We start from the raw sequence: 15,199 nt of genomic DNA on the forward strand, positions 1-15,199 counted from the left end.
GGCGCGCTGCGGCGGCTCGCGCGGCGACCCGGCCGGCCGCGCGAGCACGCGTCGGCGCCGCCTGGCCGTTCAGGGCCGCCACGTACACTGATGGCTGGGGTTTTTCACGAGCGGATGCCCGCGCCCCGAAAGGACACACGCATGAGCCTGATCCGGCTGAACGACGTCAGCATCCGCTTCGAGAACACGCAGATTCTGCGCGAAGCGTTCTTTCGCCTCGAACCCGGTGACCGGGTCGGCCTGATCGGCAAGAACGGCTCCGGCAAGTCCACCATTCTCAAGCTCATCCTCGAGCAGGTTTCGCCCGATACCGGCGAGGTCACCCTCGAGGACGGTATCCGGGTGGGCTACTTCTCGCAGTTCTCCGAGCTCAACGGCGCGCAGACCATCACCGAGGTGCTCGATGAGCTGTTCGTGGCCGTGAAGGCCGTCGAGGCCGAACTCGCCGCGATCGACGCGGCGATCGCCCTCGATTCCTCGGCCAGTGCCGAACTCGACCGGCTGATCGGCCGCCAGGGCGACCTGTTCGAGGAGATGGACCGGCTGGACGGCTGGGACTACAAACGCCACATCGACACCGCCCTGACCACCCTCGGCTTCAACGAGGCCCACCGCGTCTGCGCGATCGACGAGCTCTCCGGCGGCTGGCGCAACCGCGCGGCCCTGGCCAAGATCGTGCTCGAAGCCCCCGACGTGCTGCTGCTCGACGAGCCCACCAACTACCTCGACGTGGCCGGCGTCGAGTGGCTCGAAGCCTGGTTCAAGAGCTTCAAAGGCGCCGCCATCGTGGTCTCGCACGACCGCAAATTTCTGGACGCCGTCGTCACTCGCATCATCGAGGTCGAGAACTTTCACCTGCACGAGTACCCCGGAAACTTCGGCGAGTACATCGTGCAGAAGCAGTTCCGGCTCAAGACCCTCGAGGCCCAGTTCGTGCATGAATCCGAGCTGCTCGCCTTCGAAGCCGAGGGCATCGCCGACCGCCGCGAAGCAGCGAAGGCCGAGAGCCGCCAGCTCGGTAACCAGCTCGCGCACATCAAGAAGTCGCGCACGCCGCGCCCGGTCGACCAGATCATCACCGAGATCTACGGCAACCTGCACGTCAAGGACGTGCTCTGCCGGGTCGACGGTCTGGCCAAGAGCTACGGTGACAAGCTCCTGTTCGAGAACCTCAGCTTCGAGGTGCGCCGCGGCAACCGCATCGTCGTGCTCGGCAGTAACGGCAGCGGCAAGACCACCCTGCTGCGGGTTCTCACCGGCGAAGAGACGGCCGACCGCGGCGACGTAGCCTGGGCCAGCGGCGCCGGCGTTGTCTCGTACAACCAGATCCTCGCCGAACTCGACGAGAGCGACACCGTCAGTCACGCCGTCAACGCCATGCCCGGCAGCCTCGCCCTCACCGCGACCAAGAAGTCGGTCAACCGCTTTCTGACCATGTTCCAGTTCAGTGAGGCCGACCTCAAACAGAAGATCGGCAACCTCTCGGGCGGCCAGCGGGCGCGAGTGGCCATGGCCCAGTGCCTGCTCTCCGGCGCCTCGGTGCTGCTGCTCGACGAACCGACCAACCACCTCGACATGTCGAGCACCCAGGTGATGGAACGCGCCCTCGTGCACTTTCCCGGCGCCGTCGTGGTCGTCAGCCACGACCGGTTCTTCACCGACAAGATCGCCAACCGCCGCCTCGTCTTCGGAAGCGACGGAGCCGCCCCCGGCGAGATCGAGGTGCGCGCCGCCTGACCCGCTCCTGTCTACAGTTTCCGGGCCCGGGCCCGGAAACCGGGCCCACGACAGATCATGGGCCCGGTTCCCGAAGGTGGGCCCGCGGGCAGATTGCAGTCACGCCGGGCAGCGTCCCAACCCGTCTCGTAGTATTGCCATGTGACCCCGGCCCGCGCAGAGACTCGAACGGATGCGACGGCCGCGCCCGCAGCATCCGCTGTGCCGGTCTGGCTGGCCCTCGTCTTCTCGGTGCTGATCGGCGCCCTGTACGCCGTACAATCCCGCGTGAACGGCGAACTCGGGCACCAGATCGGTGACGGATTCACCGCCGCCGTCATCTCGTTTGGCTCCGGCCTGGTCATCCTCAGCCTCGGCCTCATCGTCTCCCAACGCGGACGCCGCGGCCTCCAACTCGTTGCCCGCGCCGTGAAAGCGAAATACCTGTCCTGGTGGCACCTGCTCGGCGGCCTGGCCGGCGCCCTGTTCGTGCTTTCCCAGGGCCTCGTTGCCGCGCCGCTGGGTATCGCCCTGTTCACCGTCGCCGTCGTGGCCGGCCAGACCGTGAGTGGCGTACTCATGGACCGGTTCGGCATCGGACCGGGCGGCCGTCGAACCCTGCACGCCTCCAAAATCGTCGGCGCGCTGCTCGCCCTGGTCGCCGTCGGCTTCACGGTGAGCGGCGAACTGCGCGGCAGCGACGCGCTCTGGCTGCTCGCGCTGCCCCTGATCGCCGGCATCGGCCAGGGCTGGCAGCAGGCCGTCAACGGTCAGGTACGAGTCACCGCGCAGAGCGCGCTCACGGCGACCTTCCTGAACTTTCTCACCGGCAGCATCGCCCTCGTGCTCGCCGCCCTCGTGCATGGCCTGGTGGTCGGCTTCGCATTGGAACTTCCCGGCAACCCCTGGCTCTACACCGGCGGACTGATCGGCTGCATCTTCATTGCCGGCGCCGCGCTCGTCGTGCGCACCACCGGGGTGCTCATGCTCGGCCTGTGCATCGTGGCCGGACAGCTGGTCTGCGCCCTCGCGCTTGACCTGCTCGCGCCCACCCAGGGACATCCGCTCGGCGTGACGACCATCGCCGGCACGGCCCTCGCCCTCGTGGCCGTCGTCATCGCCGCCGTGCGTTGGCGCCGTCCCGGTCGCGCGCATTCCTGAAAAGTCACAGAACCCCCAGGAACTCCTCCGGCTCGATCGACAACCGCACGCCCGGCTTGCAGTCAGCCGGAACGCCGCCGACATAGAGCCACCCGAGCAGCTCCTCGTCGTCGCCGAGGCCGTGCAACTCCCGCACCGGCGCCGAGCGCACGAGCGGACCGGTGCGCCACATCGCGCCCCAGCCAGCATCTTCGAGCAACAACGTGAGCACGTGCGCGACGCCCGCCGCGACCGCATCCTGCTCCCAATCGGCCACCTTGAAACTCACCCGCCGGGAGGCGATGACCGCCAGCAGCAGCGGTGCCCGCAACGGCTTGCCGGCCAGCTTCAGAGCTTCCACACCCTCACAAACGGATGCCGCCACAAACGCCGCTCCCAGCCGGTCGCGGGCGTCGCCGCGCAGCTCGAGCAGGCGCCACGGGCGCAGCGCGCCGTGATCGGCCACCCGAGCTGCTGCCGCCACGAGCGGCAGCACCTCGGCCCGGGTGGGCGCGAGCGCCGTCACTTTGGAGTAGCTGCGCCGGGAGTTGACGGCCTGGAAGACCGCCGAGGAGTGCACCGCTTTACTCTGCGGGCGTGAAGTTGAGCGAGATCGAGTTCATGCAGTACCGATCGCCGGTCGGGGTGCCGAATCCGTCGGGAAAAACGTGTCCCAGGTGCGAGCCGCAGTTGGCGCAGCGCACTTCGGTGCGCACACTGCCGAGCGAGCGGTCTTCGAGCAATTCGACGGCTTCGGGCCGCACCGACTCGTAGAAGCTCGGCCAGCCGCAGCCGGAATCGAACTTGGTGCCGCTCTTGAATAATTCCGCGTTACACGCGCCACAGGTGTAGGTTCCGGCACGCTCTTCGTCGAGCAGCTCGCCGGTTCCTGGGCGTTCGGTACCGGCTTCACGCAACACCGCGAACTTCTCCGGCCCGAGTTCGGAGCGCCACTCGTCGCTTGACTTCTTGATTGCGTAGTCCATGGTGGATATCCCTTCGATCCGGCTGTCCGTTGGCACGAACAGCGTCTACCCAGCCTAAACTCGTGCGGCCGCCCGCGCATTCCGGGCCCGGCCGTTTCGCAGTGTTTGCACGGCCACGCGGCTGCCCGCGAGTCTCGCCCGCCGGCCCGGCACGCCCGGGCGCCCGCGCCCGCTGCGCCGTTCCGGGCGTGCCGGAGGCAACATCCAGCCGCCCCCAAATAGGATGAGCCCGGCGGATAACCCGTCGAAACTGTCCTGGGGGAGAGATATATCAATGAGCGAGAGAATACCGACGACGGAGCCACCCGCCACAACTACACCCGCCACCACCTCCGCGCCCGCCGGCATGACGCCGCCCGCACCGGCTCAGCTGGGCGAACGCGACCAGGCCGTTCTGGCCTTCGAACGGCAGTGGTGGCGGCACGTCGGCGCCAAAGAGGAGGCCATTCGCGCCACCTTCGGCCTCTCGGCCGCCCGGTACTATCAACTATTGGGGGCTCTGGTCGATTCACCGCTCGCACTGGCCTTCGACCCGATGCTCGTAAAACGGCTGCAGCGGATGCGTTCCGCGCGATCCGAGGCACGCGCCAGTCGTTCGCTTCCCGCCGACGACTAGCACCTGACCGCTTTCCGCCAGCGCGGGGCCTTCGGGATCGTCCGATTCCGGCCCGGCCGGCCAACCAAGGATTCAACCAACATGGCGCGAAAATTTGCGAAAGACCGTTTCGACACCCACACGCACGCCCTCGACCGAGTCGGTGCCCACCGCGCGCCCGGCAAGAGGGGCCGCGGCTGGGTCGGGTTCTGGTGGGCGCTCGGCGCCACCGTGCTGCTGATCGCCGCGGGCGTCGTCGGCATTTTCGCGATCAATAATCGCCTCGACTTCTCCAACATTCCGGGGCTGTCCTCGGCCAGTTCGACCCCGATCCCCACCGAGACCGTCATCCCCACCGCCGAACCGACCGTCGACCCGGCGCTGACCGTGAACGTGCTGAACGGCTCCGCGAATGACGGGGTCGCGGCATCCGTCAGTGACACGCTCACCGCTGCCGGCTGGGCGGTCAGCGGAACCGGCAACGCCAGTACCGACACCGAACCAAGCACGGTGATCTACTACGCCGATGCGAGCCAGGAGGGCGCCGCTCGCGGCCTCGCCGCCTCACTGCCGGGCTCGAAGATCGTCGTCTCGGCCGTCTTCGTCGATTCGGGCGCCGCCCTGACCGTCGTCGTCGGCAACGACTACGTTCTGCCCGTGGGCTGATCTGCAGTCGAATCTTCAGACTTACCGGGCATTTTCTGATCCGTCAAGCCCCTTTTCTTCTGCTGCGACTTCAGTATTATCTGGTTTTGGTCACACATTTTGTTCGGGCAATACCCGCCCGGATCAGGAACGCTCGCCCAAGGTAACTTGCAACAGAAGACTTGCTCTCGGGGATTTGCTGCTTGCACGAAATGACGCAGTCTCTGCGGCAGGGCCCGGAACTGCCAATGGGCCGTGCCGTCGAAATTGAGCAAGGAGTAACACATGGCGAACGGAACCGTTAAATGGTTTAACGCTGAAAAGGGTTTCGGCTTCATCACTGTTGATGGGGGAGGGCAGGACGTCTTCGTTCACTACTCCGCCATTGACATGAGCGGGTACAAGGTGCTCGAAGAAGGCCAGCAGGTCGTCTTCGAGGTCGGTGCCGGAGCGAAAGGCCCCCAGGCTGAATCGGTTCGACCGGCCTGACCCGCCCCACAAGGGGGTCTATCCCCCGCCTGACGCCGCCCGCAGCAACGGGCGGCGTTAGTGTTTAACGGTGACCAAGATAATGACTGCCCGCAGAAACGGGCCGCGCAGGGCCGCTGGACTGCTCGCCCTGATCGTACCGGCACTGCTGTTGAGCGGATGCACCGGCAACGCTCCCGCTCCCTCCGCTTCGCCGAGCGGCGAAGCCTGGACCTCGGGCTTCGTCGCCGCCGCGGCCACCGAGACCGCCCCGCTGACGGGACTCACCGTGGCAGCCGGCTCATCGGCGCACCCCTCCCTCGCGGCCAAGGTCGACAACCACGTCGCGGCTCGCCCGCAGGTTGCGATCGACCGCACCGACCTCGTGTTCGAAGAACTGGTCGAGGGCGGCATCACCCGCTACGTCGCGGTGTGGCAGTCCGGCATTCCAGACCAGGTCGGCCCGCTGCGGTCGATCCGGCCGATGGACCCCGACATCATCGCCCCCTTCGGTGGCCTCGTGGCCTACTCGGGCGGCCAGCAACGCTTCGTCGACGGGATGAATGCGACCGGCCAGATCAGCGCCATCTTCGACTATGACACGACCGGCCTGTTCTCCCGCTCCAAGGCGACGGCCGCCCCGCACAACGTCATCCTCGCCGCCACAGAATTCGTCAACCGCAATGCCTCCGTCGCGCCGCCCGCGCAGCAGTATGCCTACGCGGCCACGATCGCCGGGGCATCCGCTGTGGTGGACGGCGCCCCGATCTCGGTGATCAACACCCGCTTCTCGAACTCGAGTGCCCGCAGCTGGACCTGGAACGCGGATGCCGGCGCCTACCTGCGCACGCAGGACGGCGCACCGGACCTGACTCCGGAAGGCGCCCAGCTCAAAGCCACGAACGTCGTCGTGCTGCGGGTGAATGTCACCGTCGACCAGAGCATCCCCAAGACCGAGCTCATCGCCTCGGGTGACGCATCGATCTCCTCCGGCGGAAAGACCATCGCGGCCACCTGGAGCAAAGACTCCCAGACCGCGCCGATCCGCCTCGTCGACGGCAATGGAGTGACAATTCGGCTGGCACCGGGCAATACCTGGTTTCAGCTCGTGCCCAACGGCACGGGCTCGGTCGACCTCGTTCCCTGACCGTCGCCCGGGAGCCGCCAACCACCCCCCGATGCTCGCTTGCACTCTCGACCCCAGAGTGCCAGAATCGTTTTAGCACTCTCGTCATCTGAGTGCTAACCCCATCATCGTTTGGAACGTCCGGGAGGGACGAGTTACACATATGGCAAAAATCATTGCATTCAATGAAGAGGCCCGTCGTGGGCTTGAGCGCGGCCTGAACATTCTCGCCGACACCGTCAAGGTCACCCTCGGCCCGCGCGGCCGCAACGTCGTCCTGGAGAAGAAGTGGGGCGCCCCCACGATCACCAACGACGGTGTGTCCATCGCCAAGGAGATCGAGCTCGACGACCCGTACGAGAAGATCGGTGCGGAACTCGTCAAAGAGGTCGCCAAGAAGACGGATGACGTAGCCGGCGACGGCACGACCACCGCAACCGTCCTCGCCCAGGCTCTGGTTCGCGAAGGCCTGCGTAACGTCGCAGCCGGCGCCGATCCGATCAGCCTGAAGCGCGGCATCGAGAAGGCTACGGCAGCTGTCATCGCCGAGCTCATCGCCAGCGCCAAGGAGATCGAAACCAAGGAAGAGATCGCGGCAACCGCCTCCATCTCGGCCGGCGACACCGAAATCGGCGCGATCATCGCCGAGGCCATCGACAAGGTCGGCAAGGAAGGTGTTGTCACCGTTGAGGAGTCGAACACCTTCGGCACCGAGCTCGAGCTCACCGAGGGCATGCGCTTCGACAAGGGCTTCCTGTCGGCGTACTTCGTCACCGATCCCGACCGTCAGGAAGCGGTCTTCGAAGACCCCTACATCCTGATCGTCAACTCCAAGGTCTCCAACATCAAGGACCTGCTCCCCATCGTGGACAAGGTCATCCAGACCGGCAAGCAGCTCCTCATCATTGCGGAAGACGTCGACGGTGAGGCCTTGGCCACGCTCGTTGTGAACAAGATCCGTGGCATCTTCAAGTCCGTCGCCGTCAAGGCACCGGGCTTCGGAGACCGTCGCAAGGCTCAGCTGCAGGACATCGCCATCCTCACCGGTGGACAGGTCATCTCGGAAGAGGTCGGCCTCAAGCTCGAGAACGTCACGCTCGACCTTCTTGGTAACGCCCGCAAGGTCGTCATCACCAAGGATGAGACCACGATCGTTGAGGGTGCCGGCGACGTCGAAGCCATCGCCGGTCGCGTTTCGCAGATCCGTGCCGAGATCGAGAACACCGACAGCGACTACGACCGCGAGAAGCTCCAGGAGCGCCTCGCCAAGCTTGCTGGCGGCGTTGCTGTCATCAAGGCCGGAGCCGCAACGGAGGTTGAGCTCAAGGAGCGCAAGCACCGCATCGAAGATGCAGTGCGTAACGCCAAGGCTGCCGTCGAAGAGGGCATCGTCGCCGGTGGTGGCGTTGCACTGATCCAGGCCGGCAAGACCGCGTTCGAGAGCAAGGCAGTCCTTGACCTCGTCGGCGACGAGGCAACGGGCGCGAACATCGTGCGCGTCGCCATCGACGCTCCGCTCAAGCAGATCGCGCTCAACGCCGGCATGGAGCCGGGCGTTGTCGCCGACAAGGTGCGTAACCTGCCCGTCGGATGGGGCCTCAACGCCGCCACCGGCGAGTACGTCGACATGATCGCTGCCGGCATCAATGACCCGGTGAAGGTCACCCGCTCCGCGCTGCTCAACGCCGCGTCGATTGCCGGACTGTTCCTCACCACCGAGGCCGTCGTTGCCGACAAGCCCGAGAAGAACTCGGCTCCGGCCGGCGACCCCTCGGGTGGCATGGACTTCTAAGTCCCGCCAGTCAGCACCAGCACCAGCAGAGTGGGCGTCTCCTTCGGGAGGCGCCCGCTTTTTTTTGGTGTCGGTTCGCGCGTGGTCTCGAGACACTCGCAGAGCTCGCTCCTCGACCAGCGGTCTGGCCTCGCCGGTCTCGCTGTTCTCGCTGGTCGAAATTTCGACAGGCTCAATCCGGCGGGAGCGGGCGCGCTTTATGCCCGCGTCTCCAGACCCGGTGCGCCGAGGCGCCTACCCGCGCGGCCAGATTCGCGGCAGCTCAGCGGATGCTGCGGCGGCTACCGCGCAAACAGCCGGATGTTGGCCTGCTCGGTCTCGGCGTACTGCTGCCCGGCCACGCTCAACGCCTGGTTGAGCAGGGTCAGACTCTCTTCCAGCTGCTGGTGCATGCCGCGCCACTCGGCGAACGCCCCCTGAAAAGCCGAGGACGCCTGGCCGGTCCAGAACCCTTCCAGGCTGGTCAGCTGCGCGTTGAGATCGCCGACATCCGCTTGTACTCGTGCGATGGTGCCGCGGGCGGTGCTCGCGGTGCTCTGCACCGCCTCGCTGTCGACCTGGAAGCTCGTCATGGTGTGCCCTTCTCCTACTTGACAGTGGTTGGTGACTGTCAGCGTAGAAGGCGAGCGGGGGCATCCGTTTGATGAACACACTTCTGTGAGCGGATGCCGCCCGCCCCGGCGTGGGGAGGAGTCCCTACGGGATGACCGGCTGGGAGTGTTGCGGTGCGCTCGGCGTGCCGGCGAGGGGGAGCGAGACGCGGAAGGTGGCGCCGCCGCCCGGGGTCTCGACGACGTCGACGGTGCCGTGGTGGCTCGCGACGATGGCGGCGACGATGGCAAGTCCGAGGCCGCTGCCGCCGGTTTCGCGGGCGCGAGAGGAGTCAGCCCGCCAGAACCGCTGAAAGATCTTTTCCCGAATCTGCGGCGGGATGCCCTCGCCGTGGTCGATCACGGCGATGGATGCGCGCTCGGTGCGCGGGTCCACCATGACTTCCAGCTCGATCGGGCTGTCGGAGGCCGTGAAGCGCATCGCATTGCCCATGAGGTTGGTGATGACCTGGCGAATCTTGTTCTCTTCCGCCATCACGATCGGTGGCAGCTGCGGCTCGACCGGCAGCACGGTCAGGTCGGCGTCGGGCAGTACGGCGGTGCCCCGACGCGGCTTCCGGGTGCGCAGGCGGGCCAGGGTGGCGCCGGCGAAGGCGATGGCCCCGGTCGGGGTTCCCGATCCCGACGGCCTGGTGATCGCACCGGTGGGCAGGCTCTCCGACGCGTCGTGGTCGAAGGCCGCGATCTCGGCGGAGTCGTCGTGGTGGTCGTGATCGGCGTCGAGATCTGTTTCGAGCGGTCCGATCACCGGTGAGGGAGTGAGCACGGTGACCTGGCGGCCCGGGGAACTCGCCATGGCATCGAGAGCGGCGTCGCGAGCGAGCGGCACCAGGTCGACCGGGGTGAGGGCGAGTGGCTTGGTCTCGTCGAGCCGGGCCAGTTCGAGCAGGTCTTCGACCAGCCCGCCCATGCGAATGGCTTCCTTCTCAATGCGTTCCATCGCCTGCGCGACGTCTTCGGGCGTCTGCAGCGCGCCCATGCGGTACAGCTCGGCGTAGCCGCGAACCGAGACGAGGGGGGTGCGCAATTCGTGGCTCGCGTCGCCGACGAAGCGGCGCATCTGGTCGATGGTGCGGGCGCGGTCTTTGAAGGCCCGGTCGATGCGGCTGAGCATGATGTTGAGCGAACGGTTGAGACGACCGACCTCGGTGTTCGGGGTGGCGCCGCCGAGCCGCTGGCTGAAGTCACCGTCGGCGATGGCGGCGGCGGTCTGCTCGGCCTCACGCAGTGGCACGAAGGTGGTCGTGACGAGCACCCGGGTGAGCATGGCCCCAATGAGCACGACCCCGGCGCCGAAGCCGAGAAAGATCGTGAGGTAGGTGGCCATGGTGTTCTCGGTCGGGCGCAGGGACACGGCCATGACCAGGGTGCCGTAGGTTCCCGTGGGGCTGATCACCACGGGAACCATGATCGCGTGGAACTCGGTGTCGTGGGCGGCATCCCACAGGGTTTGAATCTGCCCGTCGAGCTGCGACACCCGTTTCAGGTCGAGCGGCATGCCGACAACCGGCAGTTCCGCATGGTCGCGTTCCTGCCAGGTGCGGGTGATCAGGGCGCCGTCCTGGTCGTACAGGGCCACAAAGTAGTCCGAGGCGACGCCCTCGGTGTCACCCTGCGAGAACACGCTCGACGAGTAGCCGCTGAGCGCGGTCTGCGTGTCGACCTGCAGCTGCGTGTCGACCTGGGTCACCACGTACTGCTTGAGCATGGCCATGGTGCCGATGCCCGAAACGAGCAGGCCGAGCGTGAGCATCAGCACCGTGACACCGGTGATCTTGGAACGGAGGGAGATGCTGCTCCACCGTCTCGACAGGGTTTCGTGCATTTGGCTTAGTCTACGAAAGCTCGCTGTGTATAACGTGCGCTGTGACTAGGCCTTGGCAGCCTTGAGCATGTAGCCGAAGCCACGCTTGGTCTGGATGAGTGGTTCGCTCGAGTGCACATCGACCTTACGGCGCAGGTAGGAGATGTAGCTCTCCACGATTCCGGCGTCACCGTTGAAGTCGTATTCCCAGACATGATCGAGGATCTGCGCCTTCGAGAGCACCCGGTTGGGGTTGAGCATGAGGTAACGCAGCAGTTTGAATTCGGTGGGGCTCAGTTCGATAGCCTCTGTGCCTACGAGAACCTCGTGGGTGTCCTGGTCCATGGTGAGCTCGCCGGCGCGGATCACTGCGTCTTCGTCGGCGTGCATGGTGCGACGCAGAATGGCCTTGATGCGGGCGACGATCTCATCGAGGCTGAACGGCTTGGTCACGTAGTCGTCGCCGCCGACGGTGAGGCCGGTGATCTTGTCTTCGGTGTCGTCTTTGGCGGTGAGAAAGAGGATGGGCGCGGTGTAACCGGCCGAACGCAGGCGCTTGGTGACGCCGAAACCGTTCATATCCGGCAGCATGACGTCGAGGATGATGAGGTCGGGTTCCTCCTCGAGTACGGCGGAGATGGCCTGAGCACCGTTGCCCACCGCGCGCACGGCGAAGCCGGCGAATCGGAGGCTGGTGGTGAGGAGGTCGCGGATATTGGGTTCGTCGTCGACGATAAGGATGCGGGGGCCGTCAGTCATGCCCCCAGTATCTGCGCGTTAGCTGGAGCTTTGCTGAGAGTGAACGGTGCGTGCTGCGATCGGCGGCCGATAACCGTGGTGCGGCCAAGATTACCGACATGATGGAAGAGCACGATCGTCTTGTTTCACAGGTGAGGACCGCTATGACCCGCACGAGAACCGGCACTGCACTGACACGGCCCCAAATGGATGCCCCGCGCCGGCTGATCGGCGGCCGCACCTTCGATTTCGATCGCGAGGTGGCCGTGATGGCTATCATCAATCGCACGCCGGACTCGTTCTATGACCAGGGCGCAACGTTCGCGCTCGACGCATCCGTTGTGGCGGCGCATCAGGCCATTGCCGATGGGGCCGACTGGATCGACATCGGCGGGGCTAAGTTCGCGCCGGGGCCGGCCGTGCCGATCGAGCAGGAGATCGAGCGGGTGGTGCCGGTGGTCGAGGCGCTGCGAGGCTCGGGCGTGGTCATCTCGGTCGACACCTTCCACCCGGCGGTAGCCGCCGCGAGTATCGCCGCTGGCGCCCACGTGATCAACGACACCACGGGCGTGCACGACCCGGCCATGGCCGACGTCGTTGCCGACAGCGACGCCACACTCGTGATCACGCACAGCCTGGCTGCCCCACGGATGCCCTACCCGGCGCCGCACTACGACGATGTCGTCGCCGAGGTCAGAACTTTTCTGCTGGCTCGGGTGGAACGAGCCGTCGGGCGCGGGGTGCCGCGGGAGCGGATCATCATCGATCCGGGACACGACCTCAACAAAACCACCCGACACTCCCTCGAACTGACCCGGCGGCTTGGTGAGATCACCGGGCTCGGCCTGCCCACCCTCGTGGCCGTCTCCAACAAGGACTTCGTGGGGGAGAGCCTCGACCGGCCGCGCGGCGAGCGGGTCGAGGGCTCCCTGGCGGCCATGACGGTCTGCATCCTGCAGGGCGCCCGCATCGTGCGCATGCACAACGTGCGGGCCGCCGTCGACGCCGTGCGCATGACCGAGGCCATCCTCGGGTTTCGCGAGCCTGCCTACGAGCGTCACAACCTCGCCTGATGCGCGCCCAGCTGCCCCACCGGGCCCAACTGATCGAGCGCTACCGGGTGCCCGATCGCCTCACGCCTCGGGTGCGCGTCAACTTCATCGCGAGCCTCGACGGTGCGGCAACGCACGAGGGGCTCAGCGGCGGCCTTAACAATGCCGACGACAAGATCGTCTTCGACACCCTGCGACTGCTCACCGACGTGATCCTCGTCGGCGCCGGAACGGTGCGCGCCGAGGGCTACGGCGGCATTCGGATGACCGCGGAGGATGCTGCCTGGCGAGTCGCCCATGGACTCTCCGCCCAGCTGCCAGTGGCGATCGTGTCGGGGCGCCTGGATCTCGACCTGGGGCATCCGGTTTTCACCGAAGCCGCGACCCGACCGATCGTGCTTACCCATGCCGCGGCACCGGCCGACCGGCGGGTCGCGCTCTCAGCGGTAGCCGACGTGATCGTCTGCGGCGAGGACGCGATCGACCCGCGACTGCTCGTGGCGGCGCTCGCGGCCCGCGGCTTGCCCCAGATCCTGTGTGAGGGCGGACCGCACCTGTTCGGCGACCTCGTCGCGGCTGACCGGGTCGACGAGCTCTGTCTGAGCCTCAGCCCCCTGATCGAGGGCGGCGCCGCCGGGCGCATCGCCGTCGGGGCGACCGCTGCGACCCGCGCCATGGAGCTGCTGCATGTGCTGCGCGCCGGCGACATGCTGTTCCTGCGCTACGCCCGCTCCCACTAGGAAGCATGTTTCGTTGGTCGAGGTACGACGAAGGCGCGATCGAGACCCGGGTCACGTGGTCTCGATCGCTCGTGCCTCGCGCCTCGACCGGCGGTTCAACTACACGACAGATGCCGCTTCGAGGCTCTGCGAGTCGAGGATCGTGTAGCTGTAGCCCTGTTCGGCGAGAAAACGCTGCCGGTTCTGCGCGAAGTCCTGGTCGACGGTGTCGCGGGCGACGAGGGTGTAGAAGTTCGCTGAGAGGCCGGACTCCTTCGGGCGCAGCAGGCGGCCAAGGCGCTGGGCCTCCTCCTGGCGGGAGCCGAACGAACCCGACACCTGGATAGCCACGGTTGCCTCGGGCAGGTCCACCGAGAAGTTCGCGACCTTCGATACGACGAGCACCTTCACTTCGCCTACCCGGAAGGCCTGGTACAGCCGTTCGCGTTCGTCGATCGGCGTGGCACCGGTGAGCTGTGGGGCGTTCAACACCTCGGCGAGCTCGTCGATCTGGTCGAGGTACTGGCCAATCACGAGGATGCGTTCGCCCTCGTGCTTTTTGATCAGGGCCTGCACCACGCCGAGCTTGGCCGGTGCGGTTGCCGCCATGCGGTAGCGCTCGTCGTCTGCCGCGGCGGCGTAGCTGAGCCGCTCGGACTGCGGCAGGTCGATGCGTACCTCGTAGCAGTTGGCGGGGGAGATGAAGCCCTGGGCCTCGATCTCCTTCCACGGGGCATCGAAGCGCTTCGGGCCGATCAGGCTGAACACGTCGCCCTCCCGGCCGTCCTCGCGCACGAGGGTGGCGGTGAGGCCGAGGCGGCGGCGGGCCTGCAGTTCGGCGGTGAGCTTGAACACGGGCGCGGGCAGCAGGTGCACCTCGTCGTAGATCACCAGGCCCCAGTCCATGGCGTCGAGCAGTTCGAGGTGCGCGTACTCGCCCTTGCGCTTCGCGGTGAGAATTTGGTAGGTCGCGATGGTGACCGGCTTGACCTCCTTCACCTGGCCGGAGTACTCGCCGATCTCCTCCGGCGTCAGTGTGGTGCGCTTGAGCAGTTCGTCCCGCCACTGCCGGGCAGAGACGGTGTTGGTCACCAAAATGAGCGTGTTGGTCTTCGCGGTGGCCATCGCCCCGGCGCCGACGAGGGTCTTGCCGGCGCCACAGGGCAGCACGACCACGCCGCTGCCGCCGTCGAAGAAGCTCGCGACAGCTTTGTTCTGATAATCGCGCAGCGCCCAGCCGTCTTCTTTGAGGGCGATGTCGTGCGGGGTGCCGGGCGTGTACCCGGCGAGGTCTTCGGCAGGCCAGCCGAGCTTCACGAGCTCCTGCTTGAGCTGGCCGCGTGCCCACGGCTCCACCAGATAGGACTCCGGCGACGGATGCCCGATCAGCAGTGGCGCGATGCGCTTGGCGCCGGCTATTTCGGTGAGGACGGCCTGGTCGCTGCTGTGCAGCACGAGGGCGCCGTCGGCGTCGCGTTCGATGACGAGCCGGCCATAACGACCGACCGTTTCCGTGATGTCCACGCTGACCGTCTGCGGTATGGCGAATTTGGAATACTTCTCGAGCGTCGCGAGCATGTTGGATGCGTCGTGCCCGGCCGCCCGGGCATTCCACAACCCCAGCCGCGTGATGCGGTAGGTGTGGATGTGTTCGGGGGCGCGCTCGAGCTCGGCGAAGACGGCGAGGTCGTGGCGAGCATCCTCGGCAAGAGGGTGGGCGACTTCGAGCAACACCGTGCGGTCACTTTGGACAATCAGGGGGCCATCAGACATAGCGCCCAATCCTACGCCCGTCCAGCGGCCGTCC

General features: G+C 66.5%; 15 protein-coding genes. 9 read left to right on the plus strand and 6 right to left on the minus strand.

Annotation, left to right across the window (positions count from 1 at the left end; all coding sequences use genetic code 11):
• Window positions 1-141 precede the first annotated feature (141 nt).
• Both E3O06_RS13930 and E3O06_RS13935 read left to right on the plus strand, forming a co-directional pair.
• Complete coding sequence (locus tag E3O06_RS13930) at window positions 142-1,737, plus strand: ABC-F family ATP-binding cassette domain-containing protein (protein WP_134503992.1); 1,596 nt, start codon at window positions 142-144, stop codon at window positions 1,735-1,737.
• 141 nt (window positions 1,738-1,878) lie between these two features.
• Window positions 1,879-2,877, plus strand: coding sequence for a DMT family transporter (locus tag E3O06_RS13935; RefSeq protein WP_241980224.1), 999 nt, complete (start codon window positions 1,879-1,881; stop codon window positions 2,875-2,877).
• Window positions 2,878-2,881: 4 nt separating this feature from the next.
• Here E3O06_RS13935 and E3O06_RS13940 read toward each other — a convergent pair whose 3' ends face one another.
• A complete protein-coding gene (locus tag E3O06_RS13940; RefSeq protein ID WP_134503993.1) occupies window positions 2,882-3,436 on the minus strand; it encodes a nitroreductase family protein in 555 nt (184 codons plus the stop codon).
• Window positions 3,437-3,440: 4 nt separating this feature from the next.
• Entirely contained in the window at window positions 3,441-3,842 is a 402-nt protein-coding gene (gene msrB / locus E3O06_RS13945; protein ID WP_134503994.1) for a peptide-methionine (R)-S-oxide reductase MsrB, read from the minus strand.
• Window positions 3,843-4,188: 346 nt separating this feature from the next.
• On the opposite strand from msrB, the gene E3O06_RS13950 reads away from it, so the two are divergent.
• From E3O06_RS13950 to groL, 5 genes are all read left to right on the plus strand, one after another.
• Window positions 4,189-4,458 (plus strand): DUF3263 domain-containing protein, encoded by a 270-nt coding sequence (locus E3O06_RS13950; RefSeq protein WP_198415826.1) that lies wholly within the window; start codon window positions 4,189-4,191, stop codon window positions 4,456-4,458.
• Window positions 4,459-4,539: 81 nt separating this feature from the next.
• Window positions 4,540-5,103, plus strand: coding sequence for a LytR C-terminal domain-containing protein (locus E3O06_RS13955; protein WP_134503996.1), 564 nt, complete (start codon window positions 4,540-4,542; stop codon window positions 5,101-5,103).
• Window positions 5,104-5,367: 264 nt separating this feature from the next.
• A complete protein-coding gene (locus tag E3O06_RS13960; RefSeq protein WP_035834941.1) occupies window positions 5,368-5,571 on the plus strand; it encodes a cold-shock protein in 204 nt (67 codons plus the stop codon).
• 70 nt (window positions 5,572-5,641) lie between these two features.
• Window positions 5,642-6,697, plus strand: a complete 1,056-nt coding sequence (locus E3O06_RS13965; protein WP_134503997.1) for a DUF3048 domain-containing protein — start codon at window positions 5,642-5,644, stop codon at window positions 6,695-6,697.
• Window positions 6,698-6,839: 142 nt separating this feature from the next.
• Window positions 6,840-8,468 (plus strand): chaperonin GroEL, encoded by a 1,629-nt coding sequence (gene groL, locus E3O06_RS13970; protein WP_092112469.1) that lies wholly within the window; start codon window positions 6,840-6,842, stop codon window positions 8,466-8,468.
• A gap of 281 nt (window positions 8,469-8,749) precedes the next feature.
• Here groL and E3O06_RS13975 read toward each other — a convergent pair whose 3' ends face one another.
• From E3O06_RS13975 to E3O06_RS13985, 3 genes are all read right to left on the minus strand, one after another.
• On the minus strand, window positions 8,750-9,040 hold the full coding sequence (locus E3O06_RS13975) for a WXG100 family type VII secretion target (protein ID WP_134503998.1): 291 nt from the start codon (window positions 9,038-9,040) through the stop codon (window positions 8,750-8,752).
• Window positions 9,041-9,164: 124 nt separating this feature from the next.
• Complete coding sequence (locus tag E3O06_RS13980; protein ID WP_134503999.1) at window positions 9,165-10,904, minus strand: sensor histidine kinase; 1,740 nt, start codon at window positions 10,902-10,904, stop codon at window positions 9,165-9,167.
• A 45-nt stretch (window positions 10,905-10,949) separates the two neighbouring features.
• A complete protein-coding gene (locus tag E3O06_RS13985; protein WP_092112483.1) occupies window positions 10,950-11,642 on the minus strand; it encodes a response regulator transcription factor in 693 nt (230 codons plus the stop codon).
• A 143-nt stretch (window positions 11,643-11,785) separates the two neighbouring features.
• Here E3O06_RS13985 and folP point away from each other — a divergent pair, with 143 nt between their 5' ends.
• Together folP and E3O06_RS13995 are read left to right on the plus strand one after the other, a co-directional pair.
• The gene (gene folP, locus E3O06_RS13990; protein ID WP_134504000.1) at window positions 11,786-12,694 is read left to right on the plus strand and encodes a dihydropteroate synthase; all 909 of its coding nucleotides are present in this window, start codon (window positions 11,786-11,788) and stop codon (window positions 12,692-12,694) included.
• Window positions 12,694-13,413 carry a pyrimidine reductase family protein gene (locus tag E3O06_RS13995; protein ID WP_134504001.1) on the plus strand — a complete coding sequence of 240 codons (720 nt, stop codon included), beginning with the start codon at window positions 12,694-12,696 and terminating at the stop codon, window positions 13,411-13,413. The genes folP and E3O06_RS13995 overlap by 1 nt, the downstream gene beginning before the upstream one ends.
• Window positions 13,414-13,512: 99 nt before the next feature.
• Here E3O06_RS13995 and E3O06_RS14000 read toward each other — a convergent pair whose 3' ends face one another.
• A complete protein-coding gene (locus E3O06_RS14000) occupies window positions 13,513-15,165 on the minus strand; it encodes a DNA repair helicase XPB (RefSeq protein WP_134504002.1) in 1,653 nt (550 codons plus the stop codon).
• Between the last annotated feature and the right edge of the window lie 34 nt (window positions 15,166-15,199).

It is taken from the genome of Cryobacterium glaciale, from assembly GCF_004402535.1.
GTDB lineage: Bacteria > Actinomycetota > Actinomycetes > Actinomycetales > Microbacteriaceae > Cryobacterium > Cryobacterium glaciale.